16 protein-coding genes are annotated in these 17348 nt (G+C 65.7%); 4 read left to right on the top strand and 12 right to left on the bottom strand.

Features of this window, described 5'->3' with window-relative positions:
- Positions 1-7 precede the first annotated feature (7 nt).
- The 7 genes from QX108_RS20130 to QX108_RS20100 all read right to left on the bottom strand — a co-directional run bounded on the left by QX108_RS20130 (position 8) and on the right by QX108_RS20100 (position 7089).
- Positions 8-922: an amidohydrolase family protein gene (locus tag QX108_RS20130; protein ID WP_315782837.1), complete on the bottom strand. Its 915-nt coding sequence runs from the start codon at positions 920-922 to the stop codon at positions 8-10.
- A gap of 8 nt (positions 923-930) precedes the next feature.
- Positions 931-1854 carry an NAD(P)-dependent oxidoreductase gene (locus tag QX108_RS20125; RefSeq protein WP_315782839.1) on the bottom strand — a complete coding sequence of 308 codons (924 nt, stop codon included), beginning with the start codon at positions 1852-1854 and terminating at the stop codon, positions 931-933.
- Positions 1855-1860: 6 nt separating this feature from the next.
- The gene (ligK, locus tag QX108_RS20120) at positions 1861-2556 is read right to left on the bottom strand and encodes a 4-carboxy-4-hydroxy-2-oxoadipate aldolase/oxaloacetate decarboxylase (protein ID WP_011925385.1); all 696 of its coding nucleotides are present in this window, start codon (positions 2554-2556) and stop codon (positions 1861-1863) included.
- A gap of 17 nt (positions 2557-2573) precedes the next feature.
- On the bottom strand, positions 2574-3599 hold the full coding sequence (locus QX108_RS20115; protein ID WP_315782841.1) for an amidohydrolase family protein: 1026 nt from the start codon (positions 3597-3599) through the stop codon (positions 2574-2576).
- 40 nt (positions 3600-3639) lie between these two features.
- Complete coding sequence (locus QX108_RS20110; protein ID WP_315782843.1) at positions 3640-5016, bottom strand: MFS transporter; 1377 nt, start codon at positions 5014-5016, stop codon at positions 3640-3642.
- A gap of 516 nt (positions 5017-5532) precedes the next feature.
- Positions 5533-6432, bottom strand: a complete 900-nt coding sequence (locus tag QX108_RS20105; protein WP_315782845.1) for a LysR substrate-binding domain-containing protein — start codon at positions 6430-6432, stop codon at positions 5533-5535.
- Between the two features lie 243 nt (positions 6433-6675).
- Positions 6676-7089 (bottom strand): TspO/MBR family protein, encoded by a 414-nt coding sequence (locus QX108_RS20100; protein ID WP_315782953.1) that lies wholly within the window; start codon positions 7087-7089, stop codon positions 6676-6678.
- 276 nt (positions 7090-7365) lie between these two features.
- Between QX108_RS20100 and QX108_RS20095 the strand changes: the two genes are divergently transcribed.
- Positions 7366-8325 (top strand): MoxR family ATPase, encoded by a 960-nt coding sequence (locus tag QX108_RS20095; RefSeq protein WP_315782847.1) that lies wholly within the window; start codon positions 7366-7368, stop codon positions 8323-8325.
- A gap of 5 nt (positions 8326-8330) precedes the next feature.
- The gene (locus tag QX108_RS20090; RefSeq protein ID WP_315782849.1) at positions 8331-9701 is read left to right on the top strand and encodes a vWA domain-containing protein; all 1371 of its coding nucleotides are present in this window, start codon (positions 8331-8333) and stop codon (positions 9699-9701) included.
- Between the two features lie 526 nt (positions 9702-10227).
- Here the strand turns inward: QX108_RS20090 and QX108_RS20085 are convergent.
- The 4 genes from QX108_RS20085 to QX108_RS20070 form a co-directional block, all read right to left on the bottom strand.
- Positions 10228-10503, bottom strand: a complete 276-nt coding sequence (locus QX108_RS20085; protein WP_315782851.1) for a hypothetical protein — start codon at positions 10501-10503, stop codon at positions 10228-10230.
- Positions 10504-11195: 692 nt separating this feature from the next.
- Positions 11196-11639, bottom strand: a complete 444-nt coding sequence (locus QX108_RS20080) for a RidA family protein (RefSeq protein ID WP_315719004.1) — start codon at positions 11637-11639, stop codon at positions 11196-11198.
- Between the two features lie 21 nt (positions 11640-11660).
- Complete coding sequence (locus QX108_RS20075; protein ID WP_315782853.1) at positions 11661-13343, bottom strand: benzoate-CoA ligase family protein; 1683 nt, start codon at positions 13341-13343, stop codon at positions 11661-11663.
- Positions 13344-13508: 165 nt separating this feature from the next.
- Complete coding sequence (locus tag QX108_RS20070; protein ID WP_172111801.1) at positions 13509-14003, bottom strand: MarR family winged helix-turn-helix transcriptional regulator; 495 nt, start codon at positions 14001-14003, stop codon at positions 13509-13511.
- Between the two features lie 300 nt (positions 14004-14303).
- Here QX108_RS20070 and QX108_RS20065 point away from each other — a divergent pair, with 300 nt between their 5' ends.
- Together QX108_RS20065 and QX108_RS20060 are read left to right on the top strand one after the other, a co-directional pair.
- Complete coding sequence (locus QX108_RS20065) at positions 14304-15476, top strand: ABC transporter substrate-binding protein (RefSeq protein ID WP_315782855.1); 1173 nt, start codon at positions 14304-14306, stop codon at positions 15474-15476.
- Between the two features lie 20 nt (positions 15477-15496).
- Positions 15497-15955, top strand: a complete 459-nt coding sequence (locus QX108_RS20060; RefSeq protein WP_172111799.1) for a cupin domain-containing protein — start codon at positions 15497-15499, stop codon at positions 15953-15955.
- 122 nt (positions 15956-16077) lie between these two features.
- Here the strand turns inward: QX108_RS20060 and QX108_RS20055 are convergent, their stop codons facing one another.
- The gene (locus tag QX108_RS20055) at positions 16078-17325 is read right to left on the bottom strand and encodes a flavin-dependent oxidoreductase (RefSeq protein WP_315782857.1); all 1248 of its coding nucleotides are present in this window, start codon (positions 17323-17325) and stop codon (positions 16078-16080) included.
- Positions 17326-17348 lie beyond the last annotated feature (23 nt).

The following is a 17348-nucleotide window of genomic DNA, read 5'->3' as shown; positions in this document are numbered from 1 at the left end:
CCTCCTCTTAGGATTTTTCGGGCCAGTACAGCCGCATCGGATTGTCGACCAGGAGCTTCTTCTGCAGCTCCGTGGTGACGGCGATATGGGGAATGAAATCGACCAGCAGGCCGTCGTCGGGCATGTGGTCCTTCAGGTTCGGATGCGGCCAGTCGGTGCCCCACAGCACGCGATCCGGGAACGTCTCGACGATGCGCTTCGCGAACGGAACGACGTCGCGATAGGCGTTCTGCTCGCCGTTCAGCGCCGGCGGTCCCTTGACCGACAGCCGCTCCGGGCAGCTCACCTTGGACCAGACGTTGCTGTGCTCGCGCATGAACTTCACGAACAGCTCGAACTCCGGACCATCGACCGGCTTGGTCACGTCGGGCCGGCCCATGTGGTCGACGACGACGGTGGTCGGCAGCGAGGTGAAGAAGTCCCACAGCTCCGGCAGGTCGACGGCCTCGAAATAGATCACGACATGCCAGCCGAGCTTGTTGATGCGGTTGGCAATCTCGACGAGCTCGTCCTTGGGCGTGAAGTCGACCAGGCGCTTGACGAAGTTGAAGCGGACGCCGCGGACGCCGGCATCGTGCATCGCCTGGAGCTCGCCATCGGTGACGCTGCGCTTCACGGTGGCGACGCCGCGGGCCTTGCCGTTGGAATGCACGAGCGCATCGACCATGGCGCGATTGTCGGCGCCGTGGCAGGTCGCCTGCACGACGACGTTACGGGCGAAGCCGAGATGGTCGCGCAGCGCGTAGAGCTGATGCTTCGAGGCATCGCAGGGCGTGTATTTGCGCTCGGGCGCAAAGGGAAATTCGGCGCCAGGGCCGAACACGTGGCAATGCGCATCGACGCTTCCGGCCGGCACCTTGAAGCGCGGCTTCGACGGACCGTCGTACCAGTCGAGCCATCCCGGGGTCTTCTGGAACTCCATGAGGTTCCCTACTCCTTGGATTTGATCTTGTTGATGATACGATCGGCCTCGGTGCGCCAGTCCGGGCTGCGCGCGAACTCTTTCGTGCCGCGGGTGCCGAACAGGCCGTCATCGGCGAGGTCGGCGACCCAGGCCTGGCGCTCGGCGGTGCCCTCCGCCGACCATGGCGTCAGCCCGATGTCGCGCACGGTCTCGGCGACTTCCCGAACCTCCTCGGCGCGGCGGCGGCCATGCTCGATCACGCGCTGAAAGAAATAGGCGCCCTGCTTCTCCCAGTCGATGCCGGGAAAGGTCTCCTTCAGCGAGGCCAGCACCGCGTCCTCCACGCCATAGGCCCGCGCGGTGGTGAAGCTCTCGATCACCATGGCCTCGAGGCCCTTGATCATGATGCTGCGGCACATCTTGGTCGCCGAGGCCACGCCAAGCTTGTCGCTGGCCGGCTTGGCGGCAAAGCCGAGATCGTTGAGCAGCGGCGCGAGCTCGCGTGCGCCGGCACCGCCGAGCAAGAGCGGCACCTTGATGCGATAGGGCGGCACCGAGGTCATGACCGCGCCTTCGACATAGCGACCGCCGGCTCCGTCGATCAGCGCGGCCGCGCGCTGCTTGGCGCCGGGAGAGGCCGAGTTGAAGTCGAGGAACCAGGCGCCGGGCTTGATCGCCGGCGCGCAGGCTTCCGCGACCGCCACGTCCTGGCTGGCGGTCACGGCCGAGACGATGAAGTCGGCTTGCGCCGCGAGCTCCGCATGCGATGCGGTCAGCGTCACGCCGATGCTGTCGGCATGGGCGCGCATCACGTCGCCGCGGCTGTCCGCCAGCTTGACGTCATAAGCCGAGATACGTACGCCGTCCTTGCGCAGATCCTCGGCGAGGATCTTGCCGACCTCGCCGTAGCCGATCAGCCCGACATGCCACTGGTTCGACGCGGCTGCCATTGCGCCTCAGTCGATGTACTTGAGCCCGGCCTTCGCCAGCGGCTCGCGCATCTTGTACATGTCGAGGCCGAGCACGCCCGAGGCCAGCTTCTCGCGCTTGTCGGCCTCGTTGGCCTCGCGCGCCGCAGCGGCGTCCGCCGCCTGATGCGCGACGGCGGCCGGCACCACGACGATGCCGTCGACATCGGCGACGATCACGTCACCCGGATTGACGGCGGCACCGGCGCAGACGATCGGGATGTTGACCGAGCCGAGCGTCGCCTTGACCGTGCCGCGGGCGCTGATCGCCCGCGAGAACACCGGGAACTGCATCTCCGTGAGATCGGCGACGTCACGCACGCCGCCGTCGATCACGAGGCCCTGCGCGCCGCGGGCGCGGAAGCTGGTGGCCAGCAGATCGCCGAAGAAACCGTCGGTGTTCTCGACCGTGCAGGCGGCGACGACGACGTCGCCGGGCTGGATCTGCTCGGCCGCGACGTGCAGCATCCAGTTGTCGCCGGGCTGCAGCAGCACGGTGACGGCGGTGCCGCACATCTTCGCGGTCGGATAGATCGGACGCATGTAGCACTGCATCAGGCCGACGCGGCCCATCGCCTCGTGGATGGTGGCGACGCCGAACTTGGACAGCTTCTCCACCGCCGCCTTGTCGGCGCGAGTGATCTTCGTCTTGACGATGCCGAGATTGTTCATGGGTGTGCTCATATCGCGTGCCCTTTAGATTACTTGCCCTTGGCCTTCAACGCGGCGTCGAGACGCGGGAACACGCGCCGGGCGTTGCCTTCGTAGATCTGGTGACGCTGCTCGGGCGTCAGCTTGGCGGCCTCGATATAGCGCTTGGTGTCGTCGTAGTAGAAGCCGGTCTCCGGATCGATGCCGCGGACGGCGCCGATCATCTCCGACGCGAACAGGATGTTGTCGATCGGGATCACGCCGGTCAAAAGGTCGATGCCCGGCTGGTGATACACGCAGGTGTCGAAGAAGATGTTGTTGAGCAGGTGATCCTTCAACAGCGGCTTCTTCATCTCTTGGGCGAGGCCGCGGAACCGGCCCCAATGATACGGCACCGCGCCGCCGCCATGCGGGATCAGGAACTTCAAGGTCGGGAAGTCCTTGAACAGGTCCGAGGTCAGGCATTGCATGAACGCCGTGGTGTCGGCGTTCAAATAATGCGCGCCCGTGGTGTGGAAGCAGGCATTGCAGCTGGTCGAGACGTGGATCATCGCGGGGATGTCGAGCTCGACCATCTTCTCGTAGATCGGATACCAGTGCCGGTCCGACAGCGGCGGCGAGGTCCAGTGGCCGCCCGAGGGATCCGGGTTCAGATTAATGCCGACGAAGCCGTATTCCTTGATGCACTTCTCCAGCTCGGGAATGCAGGTCGCAGGGTCGACGCCGGGCGACTGTGGCAGCATCGCGACGCCGATGAAATTGTCCGGGAACAGCTGGCTGACGCGGTAGCACAGCTCGTTGCAGATGCCGGCCCAGGTCGACGACACCTGGAAATCGCCGATGTGGTGGGCCATGAAGCTCGCGCGCGGCGAGAACACGGTGAGGTCGCTGCCGCGCTCCTTCATCTTCTTGAGCTGGTTGCTCTCGATGCTCTCGCGCAGCTCGTCGTCGCTGATCTTGAGCTCCGAGGCCTTCGGCATCACCGACGGATCCTTGATGCCCGCGATCTGCCGGTTGCGCCACTCTTCCAGCGCCTTCGGAGCCGTCGTGTAATGGCCGTGCACGTCGATGATCACGTCAGTCTCTCCCTCAAGCTTTTCGTTCGTCCGGCGCCGCTCAATGCGCGACCACGGGGCTGCCGACATCCTTGCCGCTGGCGCGGCCGCCCGGTCCGACCGCCTGCTTTACCACAAGGGCGAGCGCCGCGATCAAGCCGGGAACTGCGATCACGGTGAAAATCTCGCTGAAGGTCAGGTGCCGCGCGGTCAATTCGGCGACCAGGAAGGAGCCGGCGATACCGCCGAAGCGGCCGATGCCCATCATCCAGGCCACCCCGGTGGCGCGGCCCTGGGTCGGGTAGAACGACGCCGCCAGCGCCGGCAGCGACGACTGCGCCGTGTTCATGACGACGCCGGCGACGAACACGATCACCACCAGGAAGCCCATGTTGCCGGCCGCCTGCCCGATCAGGAAGATCGTCACCGCCGTCAGCGCGTAACCGACCGCGACGATGCGGTTGGCGTTGAAGCGGTCCATCAGGAAGCCGAAGAACACCGCTCCGACGCCGCCGAGCGGGAACAGCGCGGAGATCAGGGTCGCGGTCTGCGGGTTTAGCCCGACATCCTTGAACAGGATCGGCATCCAGTTGATCAGCGCGTAGAAGATCACCAGCCCCATGAAATAGGTGATCCACAGCATCAGCGAGCCGATGCGCAGCACCGGCGACAGCACCATGCCGATGCCGGTCGCGTTGACGCGGCGGGTGGTCTCGGCGTGCTCCGGCTCCAGCATCACGAACTGGCCGACCTCGGCAGCCCTGGCAGAGATCTTGCGCATCACCTTGCGCACGCGCTCGGCGCTCGCGCCGCGCGACAGCAGATAGTGCACGGATTCCGGCAGGATTGCGATCAGCAGAACGGTCAGTACCAGCGGCGTCGCGCCACCGAGCACCAGCACGCTGCGCCAGCCCCATTGCGGGATCATCCATGCGGCGAGAAAGCCGCCGCAGGCGGCGCCGAGCGGAAAGCCGCAGAACATCAGATTGGTCATGGTGGCGCGCAGCCGGCCCGGGCAGTACTCGCTGAGCAGGGTCACGGCGTTCGGCATGGCCGCGCCGAGGCCGACGCCGGTGACGCAGCGGAGCACGGTCAGCTCGGTGAGGTTGGTGGCGAAAGCCGAGGCGAGACAGGCAACGCCGAAGATCAGGACGGAGCCGACCAGCACCAGCTTGCGGCCGAGACGGTCGGCAACGGGACCCGCGAACAGCGCGCCGGCGGCCAGCCCGAACAGCGCGGCGCTCAGCACTGGCCCGAGCGCCGATTTCTCGATGCCCCATTCCTTGAGCAGCGACGGCGCGATGAAGCCGATCGCGGCGGTGTCGAAGCCGTCGAGCAGCACGATCACGAAGCCGAGCGCGAAGATCAGCCACTGAAAACCGGAGAACTTGTGGTCGTCGAGAAAGGCCTGGACGTCGACACGGGCGGTCGCTGGCATCGCTTCTGCTTTCCTTGGGTGCTGTTCTGGCGCGTTGGCCGAGGTCCGCAGGGGCACGTTCCCCCAGCGATCGAGTCCTGCAGCTTCGGCAGCTTGACAGGGTATGTGACCGAGCGCGACCGCCCGCGCCAGCGCCGGGCGGTATCTATCAGCTATTCCGAAATGGCATAAGATATCAGATGAGCCATGCTGATTTTAGAATGGGTCTGAATAGCTTCCGGCTTGGCTGTGGATGACGTCGATGCCCCCGGATTCCCCCCCCCCCGCCTGCGGGGCACTGCTCTCGCGTTCGACAATCGCAGTTTTGCGCTCGCCTGTCTCTACGCCGTCATGGCCGGGCTTGTCCCGGCCATCCACGTCGTACGGCATGCTGGGAGCGACGTGGATGCCCGGGACGAGCCCGGGCATGACGGAGTATAAAGTTGGCAGGATCGTTCGCCGGTACGGCTGCGTGTCTGAAATGCCATAGCCCTGCCCTGCAGGGAAGAGTAGCACCGTTGCGTAGCGCAGCGCCGTCTACCGCGGTAGCTTCTTGATCAGTGCTGTCGCCAGCTTCATCGTCTGCTGCGCCAGCGGCGTCGGCCGCTTGTGCGCCGAGGTGACGAAGCACAGCACGCTGGTCGGCGCGGGCTCGGTCAGCGGCCGGATGGCAAGCTCCCCCGCCCGCCCCGAAGCGGCGACGCCGCTTGGCGTCAGCACGGCGTGGCCATAGCCGGCGCAGACGAGGTCGATGATCGAGGGCACGCTCGACACCTCCCAGGCGATGTCGAGCTTGACGCCGGCGAGCGCCGCCTGCGTCTCCAACAGCCGCCGCATCGCGTGCACGCGCTCCGGCATGATCAGGCTGTAGCGCGACAGCTCGGCCATCGGCAGCGGCGCTGTGACCCGGCGCTTGCCCTTCGGCGCGTGGCTGACGAGCGCCAGCGGCTCCTGCAGCACCGGCGTGATCTCGATGCCGGCCTGCGCGTCCGGATTGTAGACCATGCCGACATCGATGCGTCCGCTGGTGACCCACTCGACGACATGCGTCGACAGGCCCTCGACGACGGCGAGCCGCGCCGCGGGATATTCCTTCCGGAAGCGATCGATCAGCGGCAAGGTCAGTTGCCGCGCGATGCTTGGCGGCAGGCCGATGGTGACGCGGCCGACCGGCGCGTCACGGCTGGCGCCGAGATCCTCGCGCGCATGCGCCACCAGCTGCAGCACGCCGACGCTGTGATCGAGCAGCCGCTTGCCGGCTTCGGTCAGCTCGACGCCGCGGCCGTTGCGCGCGAACAGCTGCTGCTTCAGTTCGGATTCCAGCGCTCGCACCTGCCGCGACAGCGCCGGCTGGGCAACATCGAGCACCGACGCCGCCTTGCTGAACGAGCCGAGCTCGGCGACCTGGACGAAATATTCGAGCTGCTTGAGGTTCATGGGATGAGGTCTCGAACATCCAGCGTGAGGCTGCCCGGCTGCCTGCCCCACCCCCAACTGTCGTCCCGGCGAACGCCGGGACCCATAGCCACCGGCTGTCGTTGTTGAGAAAGAAAGGCGACGCACAGCCTTCTCCAACAACGGGCCGTCCGCGGTATGGGTCCCGGCGTTCGCCGGGACGACAGCGGAATTCGAGGCTGCGTCGTGCCCGATGATCTGAAGCCCAGCCCCATCAGCCTCATCTCAATTCAGCACGTTCACCGAAAAATTCAGCACCGACGCGAACGCGACCCAGCACGCGTACGGCACGAACAGCAGCGCCGCGGTGCGGTCCTCGCGCCACTGCATCACGATGAACGTCACGATCAGTACGAACATGCTGACGATGATCGCGAACGCGACCCACATCAGATGCGCGGTGAAGAACACCGGCGACCAGGCGAAGTTCAGCGCCAGCTGGCCCCACCACACCTGCATCACGGCGCCGCTCTCGACCCGCTCATAGGTGCGCCAGCCGGCCACCGCGACCAGGATGTAGATCACCGTCCAGGCGATCGGAAACAGCCAGCCGGGCGGGGTGAACCAGGGCTTGTTGAGCGAGCCGTACCAGGCGCCGGGCATGTTGGAGGCGCCGATGATCCAGCCGCCTCCGACCACAAGGACCAGGAGGACCAGGAGATGCAGGATGGATCGGTTCATATTCCGCTCGGCGTGAATTTCGGGAGAAAGTTCTCGGCTGGTCCGCTGGCGACCGGCAGCCATGCGGCCGAGACACCCACGCGCGCACTGGACAGGGCCGCCCTCTGCGCGTAGCCAGGACATAACACAATGCGAGGAAAAGTCAGGGTTTTCCCCTGGCGCCAACGTCCAGGGACCGGGAACGCCGATCAATTCAGCGCCGGGGTCCTGATACCAGGAAACGGAGCTTTCTCAGTGGCTGATTCCCCGGCCCCCTCCTCAGCCATCGCCTCGATCGCGGCCGTCGAAGCCGGCCTCGCCGCGCAGGGCTATATCGCCAGCCGCCAGATCGCGACCGCCGTCTATCTGTCGCAGGCCATCGACAAGCCGATCCTGGTCGAGGGTCCCGCCGGCGTCGGCAAGACCGAGCTTGCCAAGGCGATCGCCGCCTGGCGCGGCCTGAAGATGATCCGGCTGCAATGCTATGAGGGCCTCGACGAGGCCAAGGCGCTGTACGAGTGGAAATACGCCAAGCAGCTGCTCTACACCCAGATCCTCAAGGACAAGCTCGGCGAGGTGCTCGGCGGCGCCCAGACATTGCACGCGGCGCTCGGCCAGTTGCATGATTTCGGCGACGTGTTCTTCTCCAAGGAATTTGTCGAGCCGCGGCCGCTGCTACGGGCCCTGCTCGAGCCCGACGGCTGCGTGCTGCTGATCGACGAGATCGACAAGTCGGACGCCGAATTCGAATCGCTGCTGCTGGAGATCCTCTCCGACTTCCAGGTCACCATCCCCGAGCTCGGCAGCATCGCCGCCGCCAAGCCGCCGACCGTGATCCTGACCTCCAACTCCGAGCGCAATCTCGGCGACGCCTTGAAGAGGCGCTGCCTGCATCTGCATATCGGCTTCCCCGAGCAGCGGCTGGAGGAGCGCATCGTCGAGAGCCGGGTGCCCGGCATCTCGCAGACCCTGCGGCGCCAGCTCGTGGCCTTCATCCATGACATCCGGACGCTGGACCTGAAGAAGCAGCCCTCCGTCAGCGAGACCATCGATTGGGCCCGGGTGCTGGTGCTGCTGCAGGCCGCCGAGCTCGGCCACGAGGTGGTCAAGGACACGCTCAACGTGCTGCTGAAGTACGAGTCCGACATCGAGGTGGCGCTGCCGCAGGTGACGACCTTCGTCGCCAAGGCGCAGCGCCAGAACATCTTCGGGTAGGCGCCATGCAGGAGAACCTGCATCGGTTCTTCCGGGCGGCGCGCGGCGCCGGCGTCCACGTCTCGCCGGCCGAGAGCATCGACGCGATGCGCGCGGTGGCGAGCGTCGGGGTCGCCGATCGCACCGTGCTGCGTGACAGCCTGCTGCTGACGCTCGCCAAGAGCGAGGACGAGAAGAAGGCGCTCGGCGCCTGCTTCGACCTGTTCTTCGCCCATGTCGATCCGGCGCAGGCCGAAGCCAGTGACGAGGCGCAGGACGCGGCGTCGAACGAGGCCCAGGCTGCTCCGCCATCGGGACAGCCAAGCGATGCCGACACGAGCGCCGAACTCGGCCCCCTCGCCCAGATGCTGCTGGCGCAGAACACCGCCGACATCTCGGCCGCCATCGCCAACGCCTCCAGCGCCGTCGGCCTGTCGGAGATCCGCTACTTCACCCAGCGCGGCCTGTACTCCAGCCGCATGCTGGAGACGATGGGCATCCAGCGGCTGCGAGATGATCTGGACAGGCTGACGGAGACCAACCCGGGGCTGGCCGAACGACTGCAGGCCGGCCTCGAGGCCTTGCGCGACACCGTGCGCGACGCGGTCGCGCAGGCGCTGGCGCTGTACGGCCGCGAGGAGACCGAGAACCTGCGTCACGAGATCCTGCGCAACGCGCAGCTGTCGCGGATCGAGCCGCGCCAGGTCGCGGCGATGCGCGCGCTGATCCGGCAGATCGCCCGCCGCCTGCGCGAGCGCTACAGCAAGCCGCGCAAGCGCCAGCGCCGCGGCCATCTCGACGTCCGCCGCACCCTCCGCCGCAACGCCGCCTGGGGCAGCGTCCCCTTCCTCACCGCCTGGAAACGGCGACATCGCGACCGCCCGAAGATTGTGGCCCTGTGCGATGTCTCCGGCTCGGTCGCCCGCGTCTCGGACTTCTTCCTGCTGCTGATCCACAGCCTGCACGACGTCGTCAGCGACGTTCGCTCGTTCGCCTTCTCCGGTCATCTGATCGAGGTCAGCGAGATCCTGGAGCAGAAATCCGCCGAGGAGGCCATGGCCGAGATCATGCACAAGGTCGGCTTCGGCTCGTCCGACTACGGCTCGTCGCTGGTCGATTTCGAGAAGCAGTTCATGGCCTCGGTGACGCCGCAGACCACCGTGATCGTGCTGGGTGATGCCCGCAGCAACAAGCTCGACCCGCGCGCGGATATCCTCAAAGCCATCTCCGAACGCGCCAAGCGCGTGGTCTGGCTCAATCCGGAGGGCCGCGTCACCTGGGGCTGGGGCGACTCCGAAATGCCGCGCTACCAGACGTTCTGCAACGTGGTGCGCCCGTGTGCCACGGCGCAGCAGCTGGAGCGCGCGGTGAGCGATATCGTGTCGGCCTATCAGTAGACCTCCACGTATCAGTAGGCTTGCGCGACGCAGCTGATTGCTTCATCTCGGAGAGACCGGCGGGTCGAAGTAAGATTCCATGTTATGAGTCCCAGCGTTTGGCCTGCGCGATATTAGGAGTTGCGGCTCGATATGCGAGCCCCACCCATCGCTGTCGTCCCGGACAAGCCGTGCCGCGCATCAGCGCGGCGCGGCGCCGATCCGGGACCCATACTCCGCGGCGGACGTGAAGGGCACGAAGCCAACCGCCAGCGTGCCTCAAACTGCTCCCTGGGGGTATGGGTCCCGGCGTTCGCCGGGCGACAGCTTTTTTTGTCGTTCGACCGTCGCATATGCAGACACAGATGCTGCGCCTCATGTGCATCGAACATAGGGTGGGCAAAGACATCGCGCGGCGCAAGCCGCGTGAGGGCGTGCCCACCGACAGCCCATCGACGAAGAACGGTGGGCACGGCGCGATCATATAGCGGTGACCAACAACTGCATTACGGGCGCGCCTTTGCCACCCTACGAACCGTCCCCTGAGCTATCGTCCTCCCGCCGCCCGCTTCAGCAGGACAGCGCGCTGCTGGTCCGTAAAGCTCACGCCCGACTTCTTCTCCACCACCTTCACCGCCCACGACCGCATCGGATCATCATCCACGCGCGCCGGCTCGCGCAGAATGGCGACGCCGATCTCCAGCATCTTGGCGTCGGCCTGATGCTCGATGCCGCCGCCACCGGCGTTCGCCAAGGCCAACGCGCCGGCCACCGCTCCGATGGCAGCTGCCAACGCCGTCGTTACGAAGAGTTTCCAGTCCAACTCAGCCCCCTGCTCTCAAGCGCCACTGCGCCGCCACGCTCGAACAGGTTGTTGTCTGCGACATGGCGATCTCGCGTCGGTCGTTCGGCAGACACGTCATCGCGCGACCATAATTGTTCGATCCACGAATGAGCCGCTCGCATCCGTGACGTGCTGTGTGACTGCCCGTCGCGTTACCATGTCGCAGCGCGCTACCCTTGTGCCGTCGGGCAAATCACGACGATGCTTGCGCCCAACCTGCTCCGGCGAAAAGGGGCGTACGCGTCGTCACGATACGTGGGGCAGGCCGCGGTGGACGCTGTTGCATCATGCGCTTGTTGCGCAGACGAGTGATGTAGCGCGTACGGTGAAGTCGTGATGTCCTGATACCCCGACGCTGGTATCAAGGTCGAGAGAGACGAATGCTCCGACCGATGGTGGCCAAAACGCCCGGCGCACCAGGGAGACCACGTATAAGCCGTCAAACGCCGCGCAGGGAAGGCCGGCATGTTCGGCCCACCTGTGGTTCCTGCCCCGTGCATTCTCTGTTGCACGGGGGCCGCGGGTGTGGTGGACACCCGGCCTTCCCTGCACCCTCGGCTTTTCCAGGGGGTGATTGACGAGCAAAGCTCGGGCCGACCAGCCGCGAGAACGCGATGTCACGTGCCAAATTCGACCTATCAAAGACCGGCCGCGGCCGGCAGCACGCGCGCTCAGCGCGGCACCACCGCGGTGGCCTCGATCTCCACCCGTGCCGTCTTCTCCACCAGCCTGACGACCTGCACCAGCGCCATGGCCGGATAGTGGCTGCCGAAGATCTCGCGATAGATCTTCCCGAGCTCCCTCAGATTGCCGAGATACTCGTCCATGTCGACGACATACCAAGTCAGCCGCACCAGGTGCTCTGGACGCGCATTCCCTTCTGCCAGGATCGCGGCAATGTTCTGCAGCGCCTGCCGGACCTGGGCGACGAAGCCGTCGGCGAGCTTCTCCTGCTCGTCCCAGCCGATGACACCGCCGGTGACGACGATGCGTCCTTCCGCGCTGATGCCGTTGGCATAGCCCTTCGGCATCGGCCAGCCGCTCGGCTGCAGCACGCGCAGGCTCGCATCATCCTGCTTCACCACGGCGAGCGTCGGCGCTTTGGTCGTGCTCACGAACGTCTCTCCTTGTCTCTGCTACGCGGCCGGGCCCGAAGCGGCCGACGCCTGCGCGATCTGCCGCAAGGCGAACCGCTTCAGCTTGCCGGTCTCGGTCTTGGGCAGCTGCGTGACGAACTCGATCGCGCGCGGGTATTTGTACGGTGCGATCTCGCGTTTGACATGCTCCTGCAGCTCAGTCACGAGCGCCGGCGTGCCCTCCGCTCCGGGCGCCAGCACGACATAGGCCTTCACGACCATGCCGCGGGCTTCGTCGGGAGCCCCAACCACGCCGCATTCGGCGACGGCCGGATGAGTCAGCAGCGACGCCTCGACGTCGGTGCCGGCGATGTTGTAGCCCGACGACACGATCATGTCGTCGGAGCGGGACTGGTACCAGAAGTAGCCGTCCTCATCCATCACATAGGTATCGCCCGTCACGTTCCAGCCGTTCTGGACATATTTGCGCTGGCGCTCGTCGGCGAGATAGCGGCAGCCGGTCGGACCGCGCACCGCGAGCCGGCCCATCGTGCCCGGCGGCACGTCGCGGCCCTCGTCGTCGACGATCTTGGCCTCGTAGCCCGGCACCGGCTTGCCGGTGGCGCCGGGACGGATCTCGTCCTCGACGGCGCTGATGAAGATGTGAAGCATCTCGGTCGAGCCGATGCCGTCCATCAGCCTCAGCCCGGTCGCCTTGAGCCAGGCATCGAAGGTCGGTTTCGGCAAGGTCTCGCCGGCGGAGACGCATTTGCGCAGCGAGGAGATGTCGCGGCCCTCGAGCTTGCCCAGCATCGCGCGATAAGCGGTCGGCGCGGTGAAGCAGATCGTGGCCTTGTACCGCTCGATCGCGGCCAGCAGATCGTCCGGCGTCGTCTTCTCCAGCACGACATAGGACGCACCAATATGCATCGGGAACAGCACGCCGCCGAATCCGAAGGTGAAGGCGAGCGGTGCGGTGCCGATGAAGCGGTCGCTCTGGCTGGCGCGGAGCACGTTCCGGGCGTAGCCGTCGCACACCGCGAGCATGTCGCGGTGGAAGTGCATCGTGCCCTTGGGATCGCCTGTGGTGCCCGACGTGAAGGCGATCAGGCAGAGGTCGTCGGACGCGGTGTCGACCGCGGTGAACTCAGGGCTGGCATCGGCGATCAACGCCTCCAGCGAGTCGGGCCGTCCATTGCCCCAATACACGATCTGCTTGAGCGCGGGCGCAACCGCGCGGGTCTTTTCCATCTCGTCGGCCAGCTTGCCGTCGCACAGCGCCAGCGCGATCTGCGCCTTCTGGATCGGATAGGACAATTCCTTGGCGCGCAGCAGCGGCATGGTCGCCACCACGATGCCGCCGGCCTTGATCGCGGCAAGATAGGTCGCGACCATCATCGGGTTGTTGGCCGAGCGCAGCAGCACGCGGCCGCCGGGCACGAGGCCGAGCTTGCCGACCAGCACGTTGGCGATCTTGTTCACCAACACCTGCAGCTCACGATACGTGTAGCTGACCTCGGTGCTGATGATGCAGGGCGTATCGCCCCGCCCCTCCTCGATCCAGCGGTCGAGAAAGTGCGTGACGCAGTTCAGCCGTGGCGGATAACGGAGTTCGGGCCTGCTGAACACGAAGTCGGGCCACAGCTCACGCGGCGGCAGATTGTCCTGGGCAAAGGTGTCGAGATGGGCGCTATGCGCCTGCGCGCCGGCGCTTTCGGGCTGAACCTTGGCGGCAGTGGCCATCACACGCTCCTGTCTAAGGGGAAGAACGCCCGGCACGTTTCAGTCCTAAACATTTTAGACTTAAAACATCTCGGCGCAAGAGCGGACAAGAGTCGAACATTGTGCACTGCCCGCAAAATGTTTGAGCGGTTGCCGCACACGGCGGCGGCACCGCCCCCTCCGGCCTCACTCCTGCCGGCGCTGCACGGCCTTCTGCGCCGATCCCTTGGTCTTGGCGAGCAGGCGCATCAGCTCGCGGACGTCCTTCTCCGTGAGATCGCCGAAGATGTCGGCGATCCAGGTCTCGTGCTCGGCGGCCATCTTGCGGAATTCGGCACGCCCGAGCTTGGTCAACCGGATCACCTGGACGCGACGGTCGGTATCCGAGGTGCGGCGATCCAGATGGCCGGATTCGACCAGGCGTTCGACCAATCCGGTGACATTGCCGTTCGAGACCATCATGCGCTTGGAGACGTCAGACAAGGTCATTCCGTCCGGCGCCTTGTCCAGCTGCGCCATGAGGTCGAACCTCGGCAGCGTCACATCAAAGCGCTCGCGCAGCCGGCTGCGGATCTCGCCCTCGATCAGCGTCGTGCAGGTCAGAAGCCGCAGCCACAGCCGCAACTCATCGGCATGGTCCTCGGGCAACTCGACGGCCTTGGTCTCGGAATCAAGAGTCATGATGGAATCACATGCGCACGTTCAGCCCCGGCGGGCGGGCCCGTGAGTTTGACCTTCCGGACGTTCCGGGAGCAAGGAAAAACGTACCGCAGCTGCGGCGAAGCGCGCTTCCGCAATTCCTTTAACCTTCAAGCAATTGGCGCGGCGCTTGCATGCATGCCGAAACTGCCCTTTCCGCGAGCAGTTCGCTTGCGGCTGAGGGCATCATCAGACTAGGCTTGCGACCAAGCTGCGGTCTGACCCATCGTTAGGTCAGGTGCAAAAACAGAAGCCTGAATTTCCGCATCCCGGGGGATTGTCATGAAAGTGAGTTGGAAGCTGGCCGGTCTCGGCGTCGTGGCGTGCATGCTGGTGCAGCCGGCGCTGGGCGCCGACAAGATCAAGATCGGCGTCATCGTCACCCTGTCCGGCCCCGCAGCCGCGCTTGGCGGACAGGTCCGCGACGGCTTCAACCTCGCGATCAAGGATCTCGGCGGCAAGATGGGCGGCAAGGACGTCGAGGTCGTCGTCGCCGACGACGAGCTCAAGCCGGACGCCGCGATCACCAAGGCCAAGGGCCTGCTCGAGCGCGACAAGGTCGACTTCGTCGTCGGCCCGATCTTCTCCAACATGCTGCAGGCGATCCACCGCCCGATCACCGAGAACAAGACCTTCCTGATCAGCCCGAATGCCGGCCCGTCCAGCTATGCCGGCAAGGAGTGCAGCCCCTATTTCTATGTGACGTCGTATCAGAACGACCAGGTGCATGCCGTTCTCGGCAAGGTCGCGCAGGACCGCGGCTACAAGAAGATGTATCTGCTGGTTCCGAACTACCAGGCCGGACGCGATTCCGTCGCCGGCTTCAAGCTCGACTACAAGGGCGAGATCGTCGAGGAATCCTACGTTCCCCTCAACACGCTCGACTTCCAGCCGGAGCTGTCCAAGATCTCCTCGCAGAAGCCCGACGCCGTGTTCACCTTCATGCCCGGCGGCATGGGCGTGAACCTCGTCAAGCAGTTCAAGCAGGCCGGCCTCGCCGACACGGTTCCGGTGCTCTCCGCCTTCACGGTCGACGAGTCCACGCTGCCGGCGCAGCAGGATGCGGCCGTCGGCATGTTCGGCGGTGCAAATTGGGCCCCCAACTTCGACAACGCTCAGAGCAAGAAGTTCGTCGCCGGCTATGAGGCCGCCTACAACAGCGTGCCCGGGACCTATGCCATGCAGGCCTATGACGCCGCGCTGCTGATCGACAGCGCCGTGAAGGCCGTGGGCGGCGATCTCGCTGATAAGGACAAGGTGGCCGCGGCGCTGAAGAAGGCCGATTTTGCCTCGCTGCGCGGCAACTTCAAGTTCAACACCAACGGCTATCCGATCCAGGACTTCTACCTGACCAAGGTCGCCAAGCGGCCCGACGGCAAGTTCCAGACCGAGATCGTGCAGAAGGTGTTCGAGAACTACGCCGACCGCTATGCCAAGGATTGCGCGGCCAAGTAACGACAGGGAGCGAAACCAATATGAGCCATCCGGAAATCGCCGGCATCACCCGGGCCAATGAGGGCATCCAGGGCATCTCCTGGAACATCCTCGGCCAGGTCTACGTCCCGAAGAACCGCACCGAGCACAGCTTCTCCTGGCACGCGACGTTCCCGGTCGGAACCTTCGTGCCGCCGCACATCCATCCCGACCAGGACGAGTATCTCTACATCCTCGAAGGCCGGCTCGACTTCTTCCTCGACGGCGCCGAGGAATACGCCACCGCCGGCGACACGGTGCGGCTGCCGATGGGCAAGCCGCACGGCATCTTCAACAAGTCGCAGCAGACCGCGAAGACCTTGTTCTGGGTATCGCCGACGCGGCGGCTCTACGAGCTGTTCTGGGCGATCCACAACATGCGCGAGCAGAACCCCGACGACGTCGTGAAGCTCGCCGCCGAGCACAACATCCACTTCCTCCCGCCCCCTCCGGGGGCGTGAGTCGACTGCGCGTTTGATCGCAGACTATCGCGCCGCAAACGGTGCGCCCCCTCTCCCCGTTCTTACGGGGAGAGGGCTGGGGTGAGGCGCAGCCCTACGAACGGTGTGCTTTCAAGCCAAGGTTACGACGCCTGCCGCGTCACCATCCGCGCAGCAAAGCCCGCCCTGCTCGCATACCCCCGCACGATGCCCTCGCGGGCCTCGTAGTTCAGGATGGTGTTGATGTCGCTGAACCCCTGCGGCGCGAGCTGCTCGACCGCATCGATCACGCCTTCCGGACCGCCACGGCGGTTCGACGCCACGATCTCCGCGGTCATCGGCAGCCGCTTCTGCTCATAGGCCATCAACGCCTGGCGCGGATGCTCCGAGCGAGCCAATGCATCAGCCAGCGCCCGGGCATCGAGGATCGCCTGCGAGGCGCCGTTGGAGCCGACCGGGTACATCGGATGCGCGGCATCGCCCAGCAAGGTGACACGCCCGCTCGACCAGTACGGCAGCGGATCGCGGTCGCAGCAGGGATACTCCCAGAACTCCGGCGTCGCGCGCACCATGGCCGCGAAGTCGACCTGGGGAATGGAGAAGCCGTTGACATGCGGCATCAACTCGTCGGCCTTGCCCAGCCGCGACCAGTCCTCCCGCCGCGGAGGCGCGGTGTTGGCATCGCCGATGCGCACCAGCACGGCCCAGTTGGTGAGCCGCGTCGCGGGGCTCGAGCCCTCGGCAATCGGATAGATCACCGCCTTGGCGTTGAGGCCGCCGGCGATGATCATCGACTGCCCGGTCAGGAACACCGGCCAGTCGGTGGCGCCACGCCACAGCATCAGGCCGTTCCAGCACGGCGCGCCCTCGTTCGGGAACAGCGTCTGCCGGACCTTGGAATGGATGCCGTCGGCACCGATCAGCACGTCGCCTCGGACGGTGTGAACATGGGACCCGGAGCGGTCGAAGAAATAGGCGGTCACCCCGCCCTCGTCCTGGGTGAAGGAGCCGAGCCGGCAGCCGGTGTGGACCTTCTCCGGCCCGAGCCGCTGCATCACGGCCTGATGGATCACGCTCTGCAGTCGGCCGCGGTGGATCGAGAATTGCGGCACGTCATGGCCGGCGTCGACGCCGCGGGTCTCGTGCCAGACCTCCTGGCCGCGCCGGGTCAGATAGAACAGCTCGTAGGTGCGGATGGCGACCTCATCGAGCCGATCCAGCAGCCCGAGCTGCGCCAGCTCGCGGATCGCGTGCGGCAGGGTGTTGATCCCTACGCCGAGCTCACGGATCGAGTCCGCCTGCTCGAACACCTCGCAATCGATGCCGCGCGCCCGCAGCATCAGAGCCGTGGTCAACCCGCCGATACCACCGCCAACGATGATCGCCTTCATCGCCCCTACTCCACTGACATTGG

Origin of the sequence: Bradyrhizobium sp. SZCCHNR1002 (genome assembly GCF_032381435.1) — a bacterium.
Classification (GTDB): Bacteria; Pseudomonadota; Alphaproteobacteria; order Rhizobiales; family Xanthobacteraceae; genus Bradyrhizobium; species Bradyrhizobium aeschynomenes.
Note: the sequence above shows the minus strand (reverse complement) of the source record. Positions and strands in the feature narration are given on the sequence as shown.

Bases quoted from the DNA above. Each gene is read 5' to 3' on its own strand.
- QX108_RS20130 (WP_315782837.1), bottom strand. From the start codon at position 922: ATGGAGTTCCAGAAGACCCCGGGATGGCTCGACTGGTACGACGGTCCG.
- QX108_RS20125 (WP_315782839.1), bottom strand. From the start codon at position 1,854: ATGGCAGCCGCGTCGAACCAGTGGCATGTCGGGCTGATCGGCTACGGC.
- ligK (WP_011925385.1), bottom strand. From the start codon at position 2,556: ATGAGCACACCCATGAACAATCTCGGCATCGTCAAGACGAAGATCACT.
- QX108_RS20110 (WP_315782843.1), bottom strand. From the start codon at position 5,016: ATGCCAGCGACCGCCCGTGTCGACGTCCAGGCCTTTCTCGACGACCAC.
- QX108_RS20105 (WP_315782845.1), bottom strand. From the start codon at position 6,432: ATGAACCTCAAGCAGCTCGAATATTTCGTCCAGGTCGCCGAGCTCGGC.
- QX108_RS20090 (WP_315782849.1), top strand. From the start codon at position 8,331: ATGCAGGAGAACCTGCATCGGTTCTTCCGGGCGGCGCGCGGCGCCGGC.
- QX108_RS20075 (WP_315782853.1), bottom strand. From the start codon at position 13,343: ATGGCCACTGCCGCCAAGGTTCAGCCCGAAAGCGCCGGCGCGCAGGCG.
- QX108_RS20070 (WP_172111801.1), bottom strand. From the start codon at position 14,003: ATGACTCTTGATTCCGAGACCAAGGCCGTCGAGTTGCCCGAGGACCAT.
- QX108_RS20065 (WP_315782855.1), top strand. From the start codon at position 14,304: ATGAAAGTGAGTTGGAAGCTGGCCGGTCTCGGCGTCGTGGCGTGCATG.
- QX108_RS20060 (WP_172111799.1), top strand. From the start codon at position 15,497: ATGAGCCATCCGGAAATCGCCGGCATCACCCGGGCCAATGAGGGCATC.
- QX108_RS20055 (WP_315782857.1), bottom strand. From the start codon at position 17,325: ATGAAGGCGATCATCGTTGGCGGTGGTATCGGCGGGTTGACCACGGCT.